The sequence below is a fragment of the Streptomyces sp. JLYT201 genome (assembly GCF_059448825.1).
This window is the reverse complement of sequence record NZ_CM182551.1, coordinates 199,256-213,171: the sequence shown is the minus strand read 5'-3', so window position 1 is coordinate 213,171 and position 13,916 is coordinate 199,256. Positions and strand designations below refer to the sequence as shown.

Here is a 13,916-nt window from a genome sequence, read left to right as displayed (position 1 = left end):
CCTGCTCCTGCTACGAGGTCGGCGCCGACAGCGCGTGCAGGGCCCTGGACAGGACGACGAGTTGCTCCACCTCGGCGGTGTCGCCGTTCCGCGAGAGGGCCAGGGGGGTGCCGGGCCGCGACGGGACCTGACCGCGGCGGACCGCCTCCGCCGCGTGGTGCAGGCGTTCCGCAAGCACTTTCGGAGCCATGGACTCCAGCACCGGCTCGACCGAGCTCAGATGCGGGCTGATGCGGACCAGGCCGTCCCGGCATTCGATGACGCGGCGCGCGTACCGGAAGCCGGCGCGGCCCCCGCGGCCCGCTCGGGGCAGGACGGTGTCGGGATAGATCGAGGAGAGCAGCCGCCACAGCGGCTTCAGTTCCCGGTGGATCCGGCGGTGCTCCCGCCGCAGCCGCCAGGCGGCGCAGCGGCTCCGCACTCCTGGCCAGGTGACGCCGAGGACGAAGGCGGGAAGGGACACCACCAGCAAAATTCCCGTGGAGACGCTGAGCCATGCGGGCACGGCCCCGCCTTGCGAGCGGACGACGACGAACACCGAACGGATGCCGGTGGAGGCCGCGAGGCCCAGCAGCCCCGTGCTGGCCGTCCAGAGACCGACGGCCTCGGCGCCGCTGGACATCCGGGCGAAGCGGTGGGTCCTGCGACAGGACGCCGCGAGGGCGTACAGGGCGTACAGCCCGATCCCCAGGTAGAAGAGGGCGACCCGGGGGACCGTCATGTCGGCGTCCTCGAAGGTGCTGTGGAGCACGGCGTGGTGAGGCGGCGCGACGGCCGTCGCCACGATCCCGGTCACGGCGGCGAGGAACCCCACTCGCTCCCGGCGCGCGCGGCGCCGGACAGCCGGTGTGTCGCCGGTGGAGTACAGATAGAAGAGCATCAGGCTGTACGTCATGCCCATGAACAGGGTGTCCATCAGGAGCTTCGCCGTGCCGACGCCGAAGGTGCCGTCGATGCCCTGCGTGCCGTGCTTGATGGCCAGTGCGTAGGTGGCCACGGCACAGACCACGCACAGGGTCAGCCACCGCACCCCGCGATTCTGCGGCGCGCGGGAGAGCTGGTGGAACTTCCAGGCGGTCTCGGCCGCCAGGACGACGAAGAGGATCGTGAAGAACATCAGAGCCAGCCGTGCCGGTCGCGCATCGCGGAGTGGACCCGGCCCAGTTCGGGATGCCCGGAGGCGGTCGGGGCGACCTCGTCCAGAACCGTGGCCCACATCGTGACGATGGTCGCCGCACGCTCGGCTTCGCATTCCTGGTCGTCGTCGTACGTGCAGCGGGCCACCACCCGGTGCACCGCCTCGGAACTGAGGCCCGGCACCACCGCACTCCATTGTGAGCCGTCGGTCTGGTGACTCCCGCAGATGTGGCCCATCACTTCGTGCAGGATGATGTGGCGCTGATGCAGGGGGGTGGTGTGCTCCTGGTACAACACGGCGTATCCGTCGGGTGTTTCCACACAGAGTCCCTGCGGGCCGGGGACCGGCAGGGGGTAGGCCCGCAGGACAATGGGGCGCCCGAGCTGTCTCGCCAGTGCGTCGCACAACGCCTCGACGCTGAGCGGTGGCTGAACATCGAGGTCACGCAGCTGCTGTCGGAGCCTGCGCTCCAAGGCCCGGTCCCGCACCCGCTCGCGCCGGGCGGCCAGCAGCCGCCGTGCGAACAACCCGAGCGGCCCGCCCCGACGGACCACGTCCCGTGCGCGCCGCCCGTCCCCCTGGAGATCCATGCCGTGCATCGCCACCTCGCCCCTCTCATCCCGTGCGGTGACCGCTGCACACGGAGGTCCCACACCAGCCGACCCCCTGCGAGCGGACATCGCCCCCTGCCTCGGGGAATCTCTCACACCCCCGGGGAGCACGGCCCGGGACGGGGCTCAGGGTTCCGGACAACCTTCGTCCACCGATGTTCCGAGCGGAGGCGGCGGGCCCGGTGTCGGAGGCCCGCGTGGCGCCGTCTTGCCGCCTTCCCGGCAGTGGGTTTGGATCCTGGGGTCCCGTGGTGGTCGCGGGAGCAGGAAAGCCGACCAGGAGCCCATCGATGAGACGTCGTTCCTCGTTACGCGCCCTTCAAGTCCTCAGCGTTGTCCCCTTGGTCCTCACAGCCCTGGCCCTCCCGGCCGCGGCCGACGACGGTGCCTCCGCCCCACGCACCGAGCGCCTCAGCGTCGCGCCCGACGGCACGGGCGGCAACGGCCACTCGGGCAGCCCCGTGGTCAGCTCCGACGGCCGGGTCGTGGCGTTCGTGTCCCAGGCCACGAACCTCGTGCCCGACACCACCACGCGCGGCAACGTCTTCGTCCGCACGGCGCCCGGCGCGGCCCTGCGACGCGTCTCCCTACCCGGTGAGACCACGTCGACGCCCTCCCTCTCCGCCAGCGGCCGCTACCTCACCTTCGCGTCGTACTCGACCGCCACAGAGCGCACCTCGGTCCACGTCATGGACTTGAAGAGCGGGCGCACCGAGCGCCTCGCCCCCTCCCTCCCGGACGGCTACGCGGTGTCGTACGGCATCGCCCCGATCAGCGGGAACGGCCGCTACGTCGCCTTCGTTGCCCGGCCCACCGACGATTCCGACCCCCGCGGCTGCCGGATCCACGTCCTGGACCGCGTCACCGAGCGGGTCCACCAGGTCAGCCGTGCCTCGCGACGCGCCACTTGCCAGCAGCAGTCGATGAGCGCCGACGGCCGGAAGATCGCGTACCAGGACGGTTACACCGGGCCGAGCGACGACGACCAGGGCGACATCCTCGTCCACGACCGCCGGACGGGCCGCACCGTCAAGGCCGACACCACGCACGACGGGGCGCCCGCCGAGCAGTCGTCCGTGAGCCCCTCCCTCAGCGCCGACGGCTCGACGGTCTCCTTCGCCTCCACCGCCCGCAACTTGGTGCCGGGCACCGACCCCAACGACGGCTGGAACGTCTTCGTCCGTGATCTGCGCACCGGTTCCCTCACGCGTGTGGACGGCCACGCCCCCACCGACCTGGTCGTCGGCGGCGAACTGTCGGCCGACGGCTCGCGGATGCTCGTCAATATCGGCAACGCCGACCGGCAGCCACAGGGCCTGTGGCTGCGCGACCTGCGGACCGGCCAGGAGACCCTGCTGTCGCCCGGCACGGACGGCAAGCCGGTCGGCGTCGGCTCCACCGCACTGAGCGCGGACGCCTCGACGGCCGTGTTCGACTCCTACTACCCGGGCCTGGTCCCCGACGACACGAACTGGATCGGCGACGTGTTCGTCCGACACGTACGCTGAACCTGAGGCGGCAGTGTTCAGCAGGAGTCCCCGCCAGGCCCCCCGAAGAACAGGTAGCTGCCCCAGTCGGGCCCCGAGTTGTTGGTGATCTGGAGGGAGTAGCAGGGGCCGCTCACCGATCCCGCGTCGGACAGGGTCGCGTGCGCCGCGCCGCCGCTCACGGGGTTCACCGTCGCGACGCGCTGGTACGCCGCCTGCCTGAAGCCCGCCGACGCGTGTCGTCCGGAGCCCATCGGGGGCCACTGAGTGATCAGGGTTCCGACCTCGCCGCCGAACTTGGCGCGGGTGGCGTTGGTGGCCATCGGCCCGTTCTCGAACCATGCCGCCGGGTAGCAGCCGATCGCGTGGTCGTCGAAGTACAGCCACCACGCGTTGTTGGTGAAGTAGAAGCCCATCTTGTACTCGACTTGTGTGCCACCGCTCTGGGAGACCGCCAGCGGGGCGCCCGGGCGCACGTACGGATTGGAGACCGGCTGGAACACCTGGCCTGCTTGGTTGTAGAAGGAGTGGCCGGCTTCGTAGTTCCGCCGGGTGGTGAAGACGAAGAAGTGGGGCGCGGCGTCGCCGTACAGCGTGATGTCGACGTGCCAGCCGCACTCCACGGTCTGCAGGACGGGTCCTTCCAGTCCTGCGTAGTACCACTGCTGGCTGAAGGTCGACTGGTTCGACGCCGCGGCGAACGGGCTCCACACGTTGATGCGGCTTGCTCCGCCGAGGCAGGGGAGGTTCTGCTCGCCGGTCGCGTATCGCTTGCCGAGCGCGGCTGCCGGTGCTTCGGTGCCCGCGGATGCCGCGAGGTCGAGGGGCCGTTCCTTCGCTGAGGATGCCGCGAGGTTCGGGAACCGGCACAGCGCCGAGAGGGTGGTGCGGTACAGCGGCGTGGTGCCCGCGGGGGCGGTCCGGGCGGCCAGGGCATGGGGCGGTGGCGGACTCACGGCGTCCCGCGACCTGGTGTCCGGCGGCCTGGTGTCCGGGGTCATCGGCTCGTCGGATTCGGCCGGCTCGGGAGGGCCTTGGCCGGGAGCGACGGCGAGGCCTCCCCAGCGGCGCGCGGCGGGATGCGCGTCCTCCGGGATGCAGTCGACGACCTGGCCGTCGGTTTCGACGTAGCTCTCGACGGCGTCCACGCCCGCGTACAGGTCCAGGATGTACGCCTGGATCTCGTCGAAGTCCCGGGAACTCGCGACGGCGGCGCCAGGCAGTCGGCGTGCCTCTTCGTACGTGGTTGAGGCGACGGATCTGAGAAACGCGTCCAGGGGCTGCGGGGAGAGTTCAGCGGTCATGGGGGATGCTCCTTGGTCGGATATCCGCATGCGCACGATCAGCGGCCGTCCCGGACGCCGGGCCGACAGATCGGTGTTTCACGGCTTGGTGTGCGGACGTCCACGCTGTCCGGAGTCCAGGCTGTCCGGACTCGCAACCGTCCAGACCGTCCGGACCCGCAGCTGCCGCATACCGGGGAGCACCGACGACGAGGGGCCACTTCGATTACACCTTCGATCGTCGTCTGGATGTAGGGTGATGGGCCTTCTTCACTCTTGTGGGGGAGGAGGGGCCGCAGGGTCCCCGCAAGGCCCTGCACCGACCGGGCTTGTCATCCGGCCCGTCGCCCCCGCGTCCCCCTGTGGCGCCACCGGCTGCTCGATCACTGGCCGGATGCGGTTACTGCTTTCCGGCCGCCGGCGTCACATTTCCCTCATAGTCCTCACTCGGTCTTCTCATCCGGGGTCACACCTGCCACCCTCACCCCGGCTGCCGGACCGCCGCAGTGTGCACTGACGCGTCCGCAGGTACCTCTCGTTTCGCGACCAACTTGAGAACAGGGGAGTCACGTGCGCATTCGCTGTTCCGCTCTGTCCGCTCTCACGGCCTTCCTGCTCCTGTCCACCGGCCTGGTGATCAACGCGCCGACGGCCGGGGCCACTCCCGTGACGGCCGCTGCCCCGGCACGGAGCACGCAGGCAGCTTTAGGAGAACAGGGCACACAAAAGGCATCCAGACCGGAAGCCGCGGCCGACCCCGCGGGAGGCCAATACGTCCCCATGAGGGCTCGCGTGCTGGACAACGTCGCGGTGGAGCCCGGCGCGACGCTGACGGTGAAGCTGTCCGGAACCGCGGGACTTCCGGCAACGGGACTCGACTCGGTCGCCGTGAACGTGGCCGCCAAGGGCGACAGCGACTCCGGGACAGTGGTCGTCTACCCGTCGGGCGAGCTGGAGCCGGACGCGGCCAGCGTGAGCTACGACAAGGCGCACTACGCATCCACGACCCTGGTGACCAAGGCCGGCTCCGACGGCCAGGTCAAGGTCGTCAACCAAGGCACCGCCAACGTACGCGTCTACCTGGACGTCCAGGGCTACACCCTGCGGCAGGACGACGGCCAGGGCTCCTCCTACGTGGCCCTGTCACCACAGCGCATCCTGACCCCCACCAGCCTGAACGGCGGTGGCAACCTCGAACTCAAGCCGCTGGGCAAGGGCGGCGTACCCACCACCGACGTCACCGCCGTCGCGCTGACCGTCACGGCCAAAAGCACCTCGACGGGCACCATACGGGTCTACCCCGCGGGTGAGGGGTGGCCCGCGGACGCCACCATCGACTACCCGAAGGACGTGGCCCAGCAGAACTTCGCCATCGCCAAAATCGGCACCAACGGCGCGGTCAACATCCACAACCTCGGCTGGGGCAGCGCCGACGTCGCAGTCGACGTGGTCGGCTACTTCACCCGCTCCACCGGCACCGCTCAGCGCGCCGGCCTGCGCTCGGTGCCCCCGGCCAGGGTCGCCGAGAAGCTGGTGATCCCGGCGGGCGGCGACAAGAGCGTGGACCCGCGCGGCGTGACGGGCGTCCCTGTTCTCAACACCACGGCCGTCGGCGTCGCCGTCACCGCCTTCGGCGCCGGATCGGGCGCCGTCCAGGTGCACCCCACCCGGACCACCGCCGCGCCGGGCCCCACCGTCAGTTACGTCCCCGACACCGAGGCCACCGGCTTCACTCTCGCCAAGCTCGGTGACGACGGGAAGGTCAACCTCCACAACACCGGATCGAACCCCGTGACCGTCTGGGTCGACGTCCTGTCCTACGCCGAGCTCGTCGACCGCAGGTTCCCCACTCCGGCCACCGCCGGCGAGGCCATCGAGAACATCACCGGTACCGCGGACGTCAGCGGCACCGTGGAGAGCGACAGCGAGAACATCGCCATCACCTCCAGGACCGACGACTCGGGCACGACAACGGTGAAGGTGCCCCGGGACCCGCAGCAGGGCATCAAGGTGACCACCGACGCGGGAACCACCACTCTCAAGCTGCCTGCCTCCGGGTCCGCCACCCGCACGTCCGGGGGAACGATCGTCTACGACGGCACCAGTGCCAACCATGCGATCGGCGTGCAGCCCACCACCGACGGCGGCTTCCGGACCTTCGCCCACCTCGACGACGCCTCCGCTCCGACCAGTTACTCCTTCCCGCTGGACCTGCCCACCGGCACCCGGCTGGCCATCGACGAACTGGACGGCAGCGCCCTCATCGTCAAGGAGCACACCAGCACCACCGAGCCCGCCGTGCTCCTCGAAGAGGTGACCCGGATCCAGAAGCCGTGGGCCAAGGACGCGAACGGGCGTACCTGGCCCACCAGTTACGCCATCGAAGGCGACACCCTCAAGCTCAGCATCGACCTCACCCCGGTCACCGACACCTCCGGCGCCACGGTCTCGCCCCGCTTCCCCGTGGTCGCCGACCCCTGGGTGAAGAGGAATTGCGGCATCGTCACCTGTTCCTGGTACTTCAGCAAGGCCACCACACGCTGGATGAAGTCGAAGTTCGACGACCACGGCTGGAAGGTGGCCACGGCGAGCACGGTCATCTGCGGCAACCTCCCGCACCCCGTGGCCAAGGGGGCATGCGCCATCGCCATCGCCTACTACTACAACAGCGCCTTCAACAACACCCGTGCCGCATACAACCGGGGAGGATGTCTGGTGGTGAGAGTCAACGTCCTGTGGGGCGCGACTCCCGCCACCGCGTGGAGAACGGTGCGCTTCGACAACGTTCCGCTCAGCAACCGCTACTGCTACAGCAGCTGACGCACCCCCGGCCGCCGCCCGCCCGCCCCCAACGGCGGCGGCCGGGGCGGATCGCGTTCCGGACCTTCGCCTGAGGTCCGAGGGCGCCAACACGTTCTCGGCCGGGAACCGGAGCCTGCCATACTGCTGCCCTGATGTTGTAGGGCTTGCGCGGAACGCTTTTGCTCGGCGGGGTCTCTCTCTATCTGTACGGCTGTACCCCGAAGAGGAAGAGGAGTTGTTCTGGTGCGTCGCATTCGTGTACTGCTGGTGACCGCCCTGGCGCTGGTCGCGGGCGCGGTGATGTCATCACCTCCGGCCTTCGCCGTCATCGGCGGGAAGAAGAGCACCTACGGCCCGTGGGCAGTACGCATGCTCGTCGACGGCAAGCCGGCGTGCACCGGGACGGCGGTCAGCCGCCAGTGGATCCTCACCGCCTCGCACTGCTTCTACGAGCAGGCGCAGCCGGTCGCCGACAAGCGGATATCCTTCCGGGTGGGCAACCTCGACATGCGCAAGGGCAAGACGGTCCGCCCCATTCCCCGCAAGCGCGTGGGCAGCGCGCACGCCGACATGATGCTCATCAAGGTCGCGCCGATGAACGTTCCCACGGCACGCCTGTCCAAGGTCGGCGTCCGCCGCGGCCAGATCGTGCGGCAGTACGGCTGGGGCGCCACCTGCACCACGGACGAGAGCGCCTGCCAGTCCCGCGTGCTCAAGCAGTCGGACCTGAAGGTCGTACGCGCCAATGACCCGCTGTGCGCGGGCCACACCGCACCGGGCGGCCCCGACTTCTGCATGAAGAAGGTGACCGGGATTCCCGCCGGGGGCGACTCCGGCGGCCCGGTGATGACCATCGGCCCGCGCGGCAAGGAAACCCTCATCGGCGTCTTCAACGGCTCCGACCGGGAGAAGAGCGCCGAGGCCGGTGAGGTGTCCCAGCAGCTCTCCTGGATCCGCTCGGTCATCCGGCGATAGCGTCCAAGCGCTGCTTCTCCGCACTCGGACGTTCACGCCCCGGGCACCCCGCGCGCGGCCGCGCGCCCCGACCGCGCGGGTCAGTGCAGGGTCTCGTTGGCCTGCTGGACCACGTGCCAGCAGGCGGAACACAGGTCGAGCCACCGCGGTCCCGCCGCGGAAGAGTTGACGATGATCGCGGCGGTGGCCGGGCGGCCGCATCCCAGGCACGGATGGCCCCCGTCGCGAGCCCGGCGGGCCAGCGCGGGCCGGGACACGTCATCGGGTGCCGCGGCGAGCAGCGTGGGCTCGGCCGCGATCAGGTGCAGCATCGCGGTCGCTGCCGCGGTGTTCACCGCGGCGCGCCCGCGCCGCCGGCCTTCGGCCCGCGCGCCCGGACCGTGCCTGCCGTCACTTCCCACCCACTCCTGGTCCCGACTCGTCCTGGGTACCGTACCGGGAACGGCCGCGGCCGTGAGCGAATCGGTCGAGGGCCTGGAGCACATGGGTGCGTGTCCTGTCGGTGCCCAGGTGACCGGCGTCGCCGACGACGGTCAGTTCCGCGTCCGGCCAGGCGCGGGCGAGTTCCCACGCGGTGTCGAGCGGTCCGCCCATGTCGAGCCTGCCGTGGATGAGCACTCCGGGGATACCGGCCAGGCGATGGGCGTCGCGCAGCAGTGCGCCTTCCTCCAGGAACGCGCCGTGGGAGAAGTAGTGCGCGCAGATGCGGACCAGGGCGAGTCGCGCGACCGGGGGACGGTCGCCGTACGGGTGGGAGGCGCCGTCGGTCTCCCCGGACAGAACCGCGTCCTCCCAGCGGCACCAGTCAGCGGTGGCCTTCTCCCGTACCGCGGCGTCCGGGTGTTCCGTGAGGCGCGCGTAGGCCGCGACGATGTCGCCGTCCCGCGGGGTGCCCGGGGCTCCGGCGAGGAAGCGTTCCCACTGCTCGGGGAAGTACCGGCCGACCCCTCGGTAGAGCCAGTCGATCTCTGAGCGCCGGGTGGTGGTGACGGCGGCGATGACGATCTGCGACACCCGCTCCGGATGCGTCTCGGCGTACGCCAGGATCAGCGTGGAGCCCCACGAACCGCCGTGCAGCAGCCAGCGGTCGATGCCCAGGTGCTCCCGCAGCCGCTCCATGTCGGCGATCAGGTGCTGCGTGGTGTTGTGCCGCATGTCGGTCGCGGGGTCGCTCGCGTGCGGTGTGCTGCGGCCGCAGCCGCGCTGGTCGAACAGGACCACCCGGTACCGGTCCGGGTCGAAGTACCGTCGCACCCCGGCCCCGCACCCGGACCCCGGACCACCGTGCACGACGAGCGCGGGCTTGCCGTCCGGGTTGCCGCAGACCTCCCAGTACACGAGGTTGCCGTCGCCGACGTCGAGCATCCCCTTCTCGTACGGCTCGATCGGCGGGTACAGCTCAGCCATGTGCGGACCTCCCGTGGATCGGATGCAAGGTGTGGTCACGACTGGTCCAGGGCCCGTTCGATCGCGCGGCGGGCCCGGGCCGCGGCCGCCCTGTCGTGCTGGAGCTGCATGGCCGCGTTGAGGGCAAGCCCGGTGGCGACGATCTCGAACAGTGCCTGGTCGATGTCGAACTCGGCGGGCAGTTCGCCGTTGTCCACCGCCGTGGTCAGGTCCGCCCGCAGCTGGTCCCGCCAGCGCGACCACACCTCGGCCACCGCGTCGCGGACCCGGCCGGGGCGGCCGTCGTACTCGGTGAGCGCCGCGGTCATGAGGCAGCCGCCGGGCAGCAGGGGCGCTTCCAGGTAGTCCACGGAGTTGGCGCACACCGCGCGCAGCCGCCGCAGGCCCGGCGGCTCGGCCAGCGCGGGCTCGACCACCCGGTGCCAGAAGTCCACGAACGCCTTGTCCAGCGTGGAGATCTGCAGCGTCTCCTTGGTGCCGAAGTGCTTGTGGACCCCGGACTTGCTCATCTCCAGCTCCTCGGCGAGCCGGCCGATGGTGATGCCGTCAAGGCCTTCCTCGGAGGCGATCTCGGCGGCACGGCCGAGGATCCGGCCCCTGGTGGCCTGTGCTTCGGCCGCTGAACGTCGTGGAGACATGTACCGAGGATAGCGTACGGCCGTTCGCTATTGTTTTAGAGAACGACCGTACGCTAAATTCCCCGGCAAGCGCGGAAGCCGCGGCGATCACGGGACCGAAGGAGTGCGAGATGCGGGTGCGACGTCTGGGCTGGGCCGGACTGGAGATGGAGGCGGGCGGTGAGCGCCTGGTGATCGACTACGTGCGGGACCTGTCACCGCTGTTCACGGGGTGGAGGCCCGGCGAGGGCCTCGCGGCGCCGAGCGGGAAGGCAGCCGCCGCGCTGGTCACCCACCTGCACCGGGACCACACCGACGCGGCCGCGCTCGCGGACGTACTGACGCCGGGCGCGCCGGTGCTGCGACCGGCGCCCGGTCACGGCGACGACGTGGACAACGTGACGACGCTGTCGGCCGAGCGGGAGCTGGTCCTGCACGAACTGTCCGTCGACGTCGTGGACGCCTGGGCCGTCCGCGAGGTCGGCCCGTTCCGCGTCACCGCGGTCCCCGCCGTCGACGGGCTTGGCGACCCGCAGCTGAACTGGGTGGTGGAGGCCGAAGGGCAGGTGGTCTTCCACGGCGGCGACACGATGTTCCACGGCTACTGGTGGCTCGTCGCGCGCCGGTTCAGCCCGTTCGACGCGGTGTTCCTGCCCGCCAACGGCGCGGTGGTCGACGCACCGCACCTGCAGCCGCCGAGCCCGCTGCCCGCCGCGTTGGACCCCAGGCAGGCCGCCGCGGCCGCGGAGATCCTCGACGCCCGGTACGCGGTGCCGATGCACTACGAGGCGGAGCAGCCGGACAAGATCGCGGGCTACGTCGAGGTCTCCGACCCGGAGGGGGAGTTCCGTACCCATGCCGGGCGGCGCGCACGCGTGCTGGCGGTCGGGGAGTGGCTGGACCTGGCCATGTGACGGGAAGCCCCGCCGTGCCCGCAGCAGTCGGGCCCGGGCGGCCTCACATCCGGGATCTCAGCACGTCGACCTCACAGCCCGGCGCGAAGGGCGCGAAGCCGTGCTCGAGCAGCCAGCGAACGGCCAGCAGGCTTCGCACCGACCACCACGCGTGGATCACGTCGAGGTCGATGTCGGTGCCGTAGCCGGCGAGGACGTCGTCGAGGTGTTCCTCGTGTCCGAGCGTGAAGGTGGCGAGGTCGTACAGGGGATCACCCCGGCCCGCCTCGGACCAGTCGATGATGCCGGTGACCTCGTCGCCGTCGACGAAGACGTGCGCGATCTGCAGGTCGCCGTGGGTGAACGCCGGAGTCCATGGCCGGAGCGCGGCCTCGGCGACCTGGCGGTTGCGGGTGACCAGGTCGGCGGGCAGGATGCCGTGCGCCACGAGCAGCTCGCACTCGTCGTCGAGTTCCGCCGCCAGCGCGACGCTGCTCCGCCCGGCCCGGCCCGGCAGGGATGGCGGTGGCGCGTCGTGCAGCTCGCGGATGGCGGCGCCCGCCGCGGCCCACGCCGCGGGCGACCCGGTCGACGGCCCGCCGAGGCGCCCCAGTGTCGTTCCCGGAAGTGCGGCGATCGCGAGCACGGGCGGCTTGCGCCACAGGACCTCGGGGGTTGGGACCGGCGCGAGGGACATCGCTTGGACCTCGGCGTCGACGCGCGCCTGATCGGCGTCCACCTTCAAGAACACGTCACCGACGCGCAGGGTCGCGCGCTCGGAATGGGCGACGACGACTGTGACCTCATCCATGGGGGACCAGTATCCCGGGGATGATCGCCGACGTCGCCAGGTTTTGTCGCGTGCGATGACGCGGCTGACCATGGTGAGGAGTCATGCCTGGAGGCGGCCAAGTCGGCTCTGCTGCTACACCGGGATCTGATGGTGGTGCAGGAGGAAGCGGGTGGCCGTGTCGAGCTGCTCGTCGCTCAGGGCGCCGTCGATGATGACCGCGGTGGCCAGCAGCCCGGTGAAGGTGTCCTCGCCGTTGTTGAAGCTGCCGAGCACAGGCGCGGCGATCTCGGCGTCACCGGCGTTGTGCCGCCGCCGTGATGCGTGGCGGCGGCCGTTGGCCCGCAGGTCGAGTACCCGCTGGGGACCTGGGGTGTAGCGGACGGTGGAGACGGCCCAGTCGGTGTCCGACTGGACGGCGTTACAGGAGAGCGTGCCGCCCCGCTGCCAGAGGCCGCCGCGCCGGCAGTCGGTCGTATGGTCGGCGACCGCACCGTAATCCAGGACGTTGACCGAGACCTTGGTACCTGTGGGCCCAGCGGACCATCCGGAGCCAGTCATGCGGGCGACCGTAGCAACAACGGCCTGCGTCCACGGTGGGTTCGGACCGGTCGCGCGGGTGGAGCCCTGCTTCCTGCGGCGGCCTTCCGGGCGGACGCGACCACGCCCGCGGGGGCGGGACCCCGTCCGCGAGGGTGGGGCCCCGCTCGGCTCATGCGACCAGGACCCCGCTCGGCTCATGCGCTCTTGGTGACCGGCCTCCGCGCCGCCGCGCCGGCGCCGCTCCTCTCCTCCGCCTCGGCCAGCCAGAAGAAGACCGGCGGCAGGCCGAGCTCGATCGCCGCCAGCACGATCTGGAACCAGTGCGGGCGGCCGTGCACGGCGAGCGACAGCAGCCGGGCCGCGCCACCCAGCAGGAAGACCCCGGCGAGCCATCGCACCGCCTGAGCCGGGATCGGGCGCTGTCGTGCCGCCCACACCCAGGCCAGACCGTAGCCGACGAAGCTGGCTCCCATGAAACGGCCCCAGCTGTCGACCGTCGCGCCGGCTGAACCGGCCCCGGGAAGCGCCGCGTTGCCGAGCGCCATGTGGAACAGGCCGATCGCCACGCAGGCCCAGCCCATCAGAAGTGTGAGTGTGCGCAGAGCTTTGGCCACGATCCCTCCGGGGCGTCCTGACGGAGCTTAGTTGACACGCGTCTACTACACTGGCGCGCCAGTAGACGCGTGTCAACTAAGCTCTCTTCATGCCGCCCCGCCAGCGCCTCGCCCCCGCGGACCGCCGCGCCCAACTCCTCGCCGTCGGCTCACGGCTCTTCGCCGCCCGCCCGTACGCCGAGGTACTGATGGAGGAGGTGGCCGAAGAGGCCGGGGTCTCCCGGGCCTTGCTCTACCGCCACTTCCCCAGCAAGCACGCCCTCTTCGCGGCCGTCTACCAGCAGGCGGCGGACCAGCTGCTCGCGCGGACGCGCCTGGACCGCGCCGATTCCCTGGTGGACCAGCTGATCCAGGGGATGGACGTCCACCTCGACTACTTCGTGGCCAACCGCCACGCCGTCCTCGCCGCGAACCGGGTCCTCGCGGGCGACCCGGTGATCCAGACGATCATGGCGAACGAGCTGGACGCCCTCCGCGCACGGCTGTTGGACGTCCTCCCGCTCGCGGACGAGGGCGCCCGCGAGGCCGTCTCCGGCGTCCTGAAGAGCTGGCTGGTCTTCGTCCAGGTCCTCTGCGTCGACTGGCTCACCCATGAGACCTGTACCCGCACCCAGTTGCGCGACATCTGCGTCGGCGCGGTCCTCGGCGCTCTGCGGCCGCTGCTGACCGAGGACCCCGCCCCGGACTGGCCAGGACAAGGTCTGGGCGCGGGCGACTGACGATCTCGTGCAGGGGCGGCAGCAGGAAGGGATGCCG

General features: G+C 70.8%; 14 protein-coding genes. 5 read left to right on the top strand and 9 right to left on the bottom strand.

Going from position 1 to position 13,916, the window contains the following annotated elements:
- Window positions 1–10: 10 nt before the first annotated feature.
- The gene (locus AC5WAM_RS00905; RefSeq protein WP_495521143.1) at window positions 11–1,117 is read right to left on the bottom strand and encodes an MAB_1171c family putative transporter; all 1,107 of its coding nucleotides are present in this window, start codon (window positions 1,115–1,117) and stop codon (window positions 11–13) included.
- Window positions 1,117–1,743 (bottom strand): hypothetical protein, encoded by a 627-nt coding sequence (locus AC5WAM_RS00900; protein WP_495521142.1) that lies wholly within the window; start codon window positions 1,741–1,743, stop codon window positions 1,117–1,119. The genes AC5WAM_RS00905 and AC5WAM_RS00900 overlap by 1 nt, the downstream gene beginning before the upstream one ends.
- Before the next feature lie 347 nt (window positions 1,744–2,090).
- Here AC5WAM_RS00900 and AC5WAM_RS00895 point away from each other — a divergent pair, with 347 nt between their 5' ends.
- Window positions 2,091–3,257, top strand: coding sequence for a TolB family protein (locus tag AC5WAM_RS00895; RefSeq protein ID WP_495521141.1), 1,167 nt, complete (start codon window positions 2,091–2,093; stop codon window positions 3,255–3,257).
- Between the two features lie 17 nt (window positions 3,258–3,274).
- Here the strand turns inward: AC5WAM_RS00895 and AC5WAM_RS00890 are convergent, their stop codons facing one another.
- Window positions 3,275–4,540, bottom strand: coding sequence for a neprosin family prolyl endopeptidase (locus AC5WAM_RS00890; RefSeq protein ID WP_495521140.1), 1,266 nt, complete (start codon window positions 4,538–4,540; stop codon window positions 3,275–3,277).
- Between the two features lie 759 nt (window positions 4,541–5,299).
- On the opposite strand from AC5WAM_RS00890, the gene AC5WAM_RS00885 reads away from it, so the two are divergent.
- Window positions 5,300–7,339 carry a hypothetical protein gene (locus AC5WAM_RS00885; RefSeq protein WP_495521139.1) on the top strand — a complete coding sequence of 680 codons (2,040 nt, stop codon included), beginning with the start codon at window positions 5,300–5,302 and terminating at the stop codon, window positions 7,337–7,339.
- A 222-nt stretch (window positions 7,340–7,561) separates the two neighbouring features.
- Entirely contained in the window at window positions 7,562–8,296 is a 735-nt protein-coding gene (locus tag AC5WAM_RS00880; RefSeq protein WP_366791936.1) for a S1 family peptidase, read from the top strand.
- A gap of 80 nt (window positions 8,297–8,376) precedes the next feature.
- Here AC5WAM_RS00880 and AC5WAM_RS00875 read toward each other — a convergent pair whose 3' ends face one another.
- From AC5WAM_RS00875 to AC5WAM_RS00865, 3 genes are read right to left on the bottom strand one after another with little or no spacing between them, the layout of a single operon-like run.
- A complete protein-coding gene (locus AC5WAM_RS00875; RefSeq protein ID WP_366791911.1) occupies window positions 8,377–8,631 on the bottom strand; it encodes a hypothetical protein in 255 nt (84 codons plus the stop codon).
- Window positions 8,632–8,686: 55 nt separating this feature from the next.
- Window positions 8,687–9,703, bottom strand: a complete 1,017-nt coding sequence (gene pip / locus AC5WAM_RS00870; RefSeq protein WP_495521138.1) for a prolyl aminopeptidase — start codon at window positions 9,701–9,703, stop codon at window positions 8,687–8,689.
- 35 nt (window positions 9,704–9,738) lie between these two features.
- Window positions 9,739–10,341, bottom strand: coding sequence for a TetR/AcrR family transcriptional regulator (locus AC5WAM_RS00865; protein ID WP_495521137.1), 603 nt, complete (start codon window positions 10,339–10,341; stop codon window positions 9,739–9,741).
- Between the two features lie 110 nt (window positions 10,342–10,451).
- Between AC5WAM_RS00865 and AC5WAM_RS00860 the strand changes: the two genes are divergently transcribed.
- Window positions 10,452–11,234: an MBL fold metallo-hydrolase gene (locus AC5WAM_RS00860; protein WP_495521136.1), complete on the top strand. Its 783-nt coding sequence runs from the start codon at window positions 10,452–10,454 to the stop codon at window positions 11,232–11,234.
- A 43-nt stretch (window positions 11,235–11,277) separates the two neighbouring features.
- Here the strand turns inward: AC5WAM_RS00860 and AC5WAM_RS00855 are convergent, their stop codons facing one another.
- The 3 genes from AC5WAM_RS00855 to AC5WAM_RS00845 form a co-directional block, all read right to left on the bottom strand.
- Entirely contained in the window at window positions 11,278–12,024 is a 747-nt protein-coding gene (locus tag AC5WAM_RS00855; RefSeq protein WP_495521135.1) for a phosphotransferase family protein, read from the bottom strand.
- Window positions 12,025–12,138: 114 nt separating this feature from the next.
- Window positions 12,139–12,564 (bottom strand): hypothetical protein, encoded by a 426-nt coding sequence (locus tag AC5WAM_RS00850; protein ID WP_495521134.1) that lies wholly within the window; start codon window positions 12,562–12,564, stop codon window positions 12,139–12,141.
- A 176-nt stretch (window positions 12,565–12,740) separates the two neighbouring features.
- The gene (locus tag AC5WAM_RS00845; protein WP_495521133.1) at window positions 12,741–13,160 is read right to left on the bottom strand and encodes a DUF4345 domain-containing protein; all 420 of its coding nucleotides are present in this window, start codon (window positions 13,158–13,160) and stop codon (window positions 12,741–12,743) included.
- An 89-nt stretch (window positions 13,161–13,249) separates the two neighbouring features.
- Between AC5WAM_RS00845 and AC5WAM_RS00840 the strand changes: the two genes are divergently transcribed.
- Complete coding sequence (locus tag AC5WAM_RS00840; RefSeq protein WP_366791918.1) at window positions 13,250–13,879, top strand: TetR/AcrR family transcriptional regulator; 630 nt, start codon at window positions 13,250–13,252, stop codon at window positions 13,877–13,879.
- The last annotated feature ends 37 nt before the right edge of the window (window positions 13,880–13,916 follow it).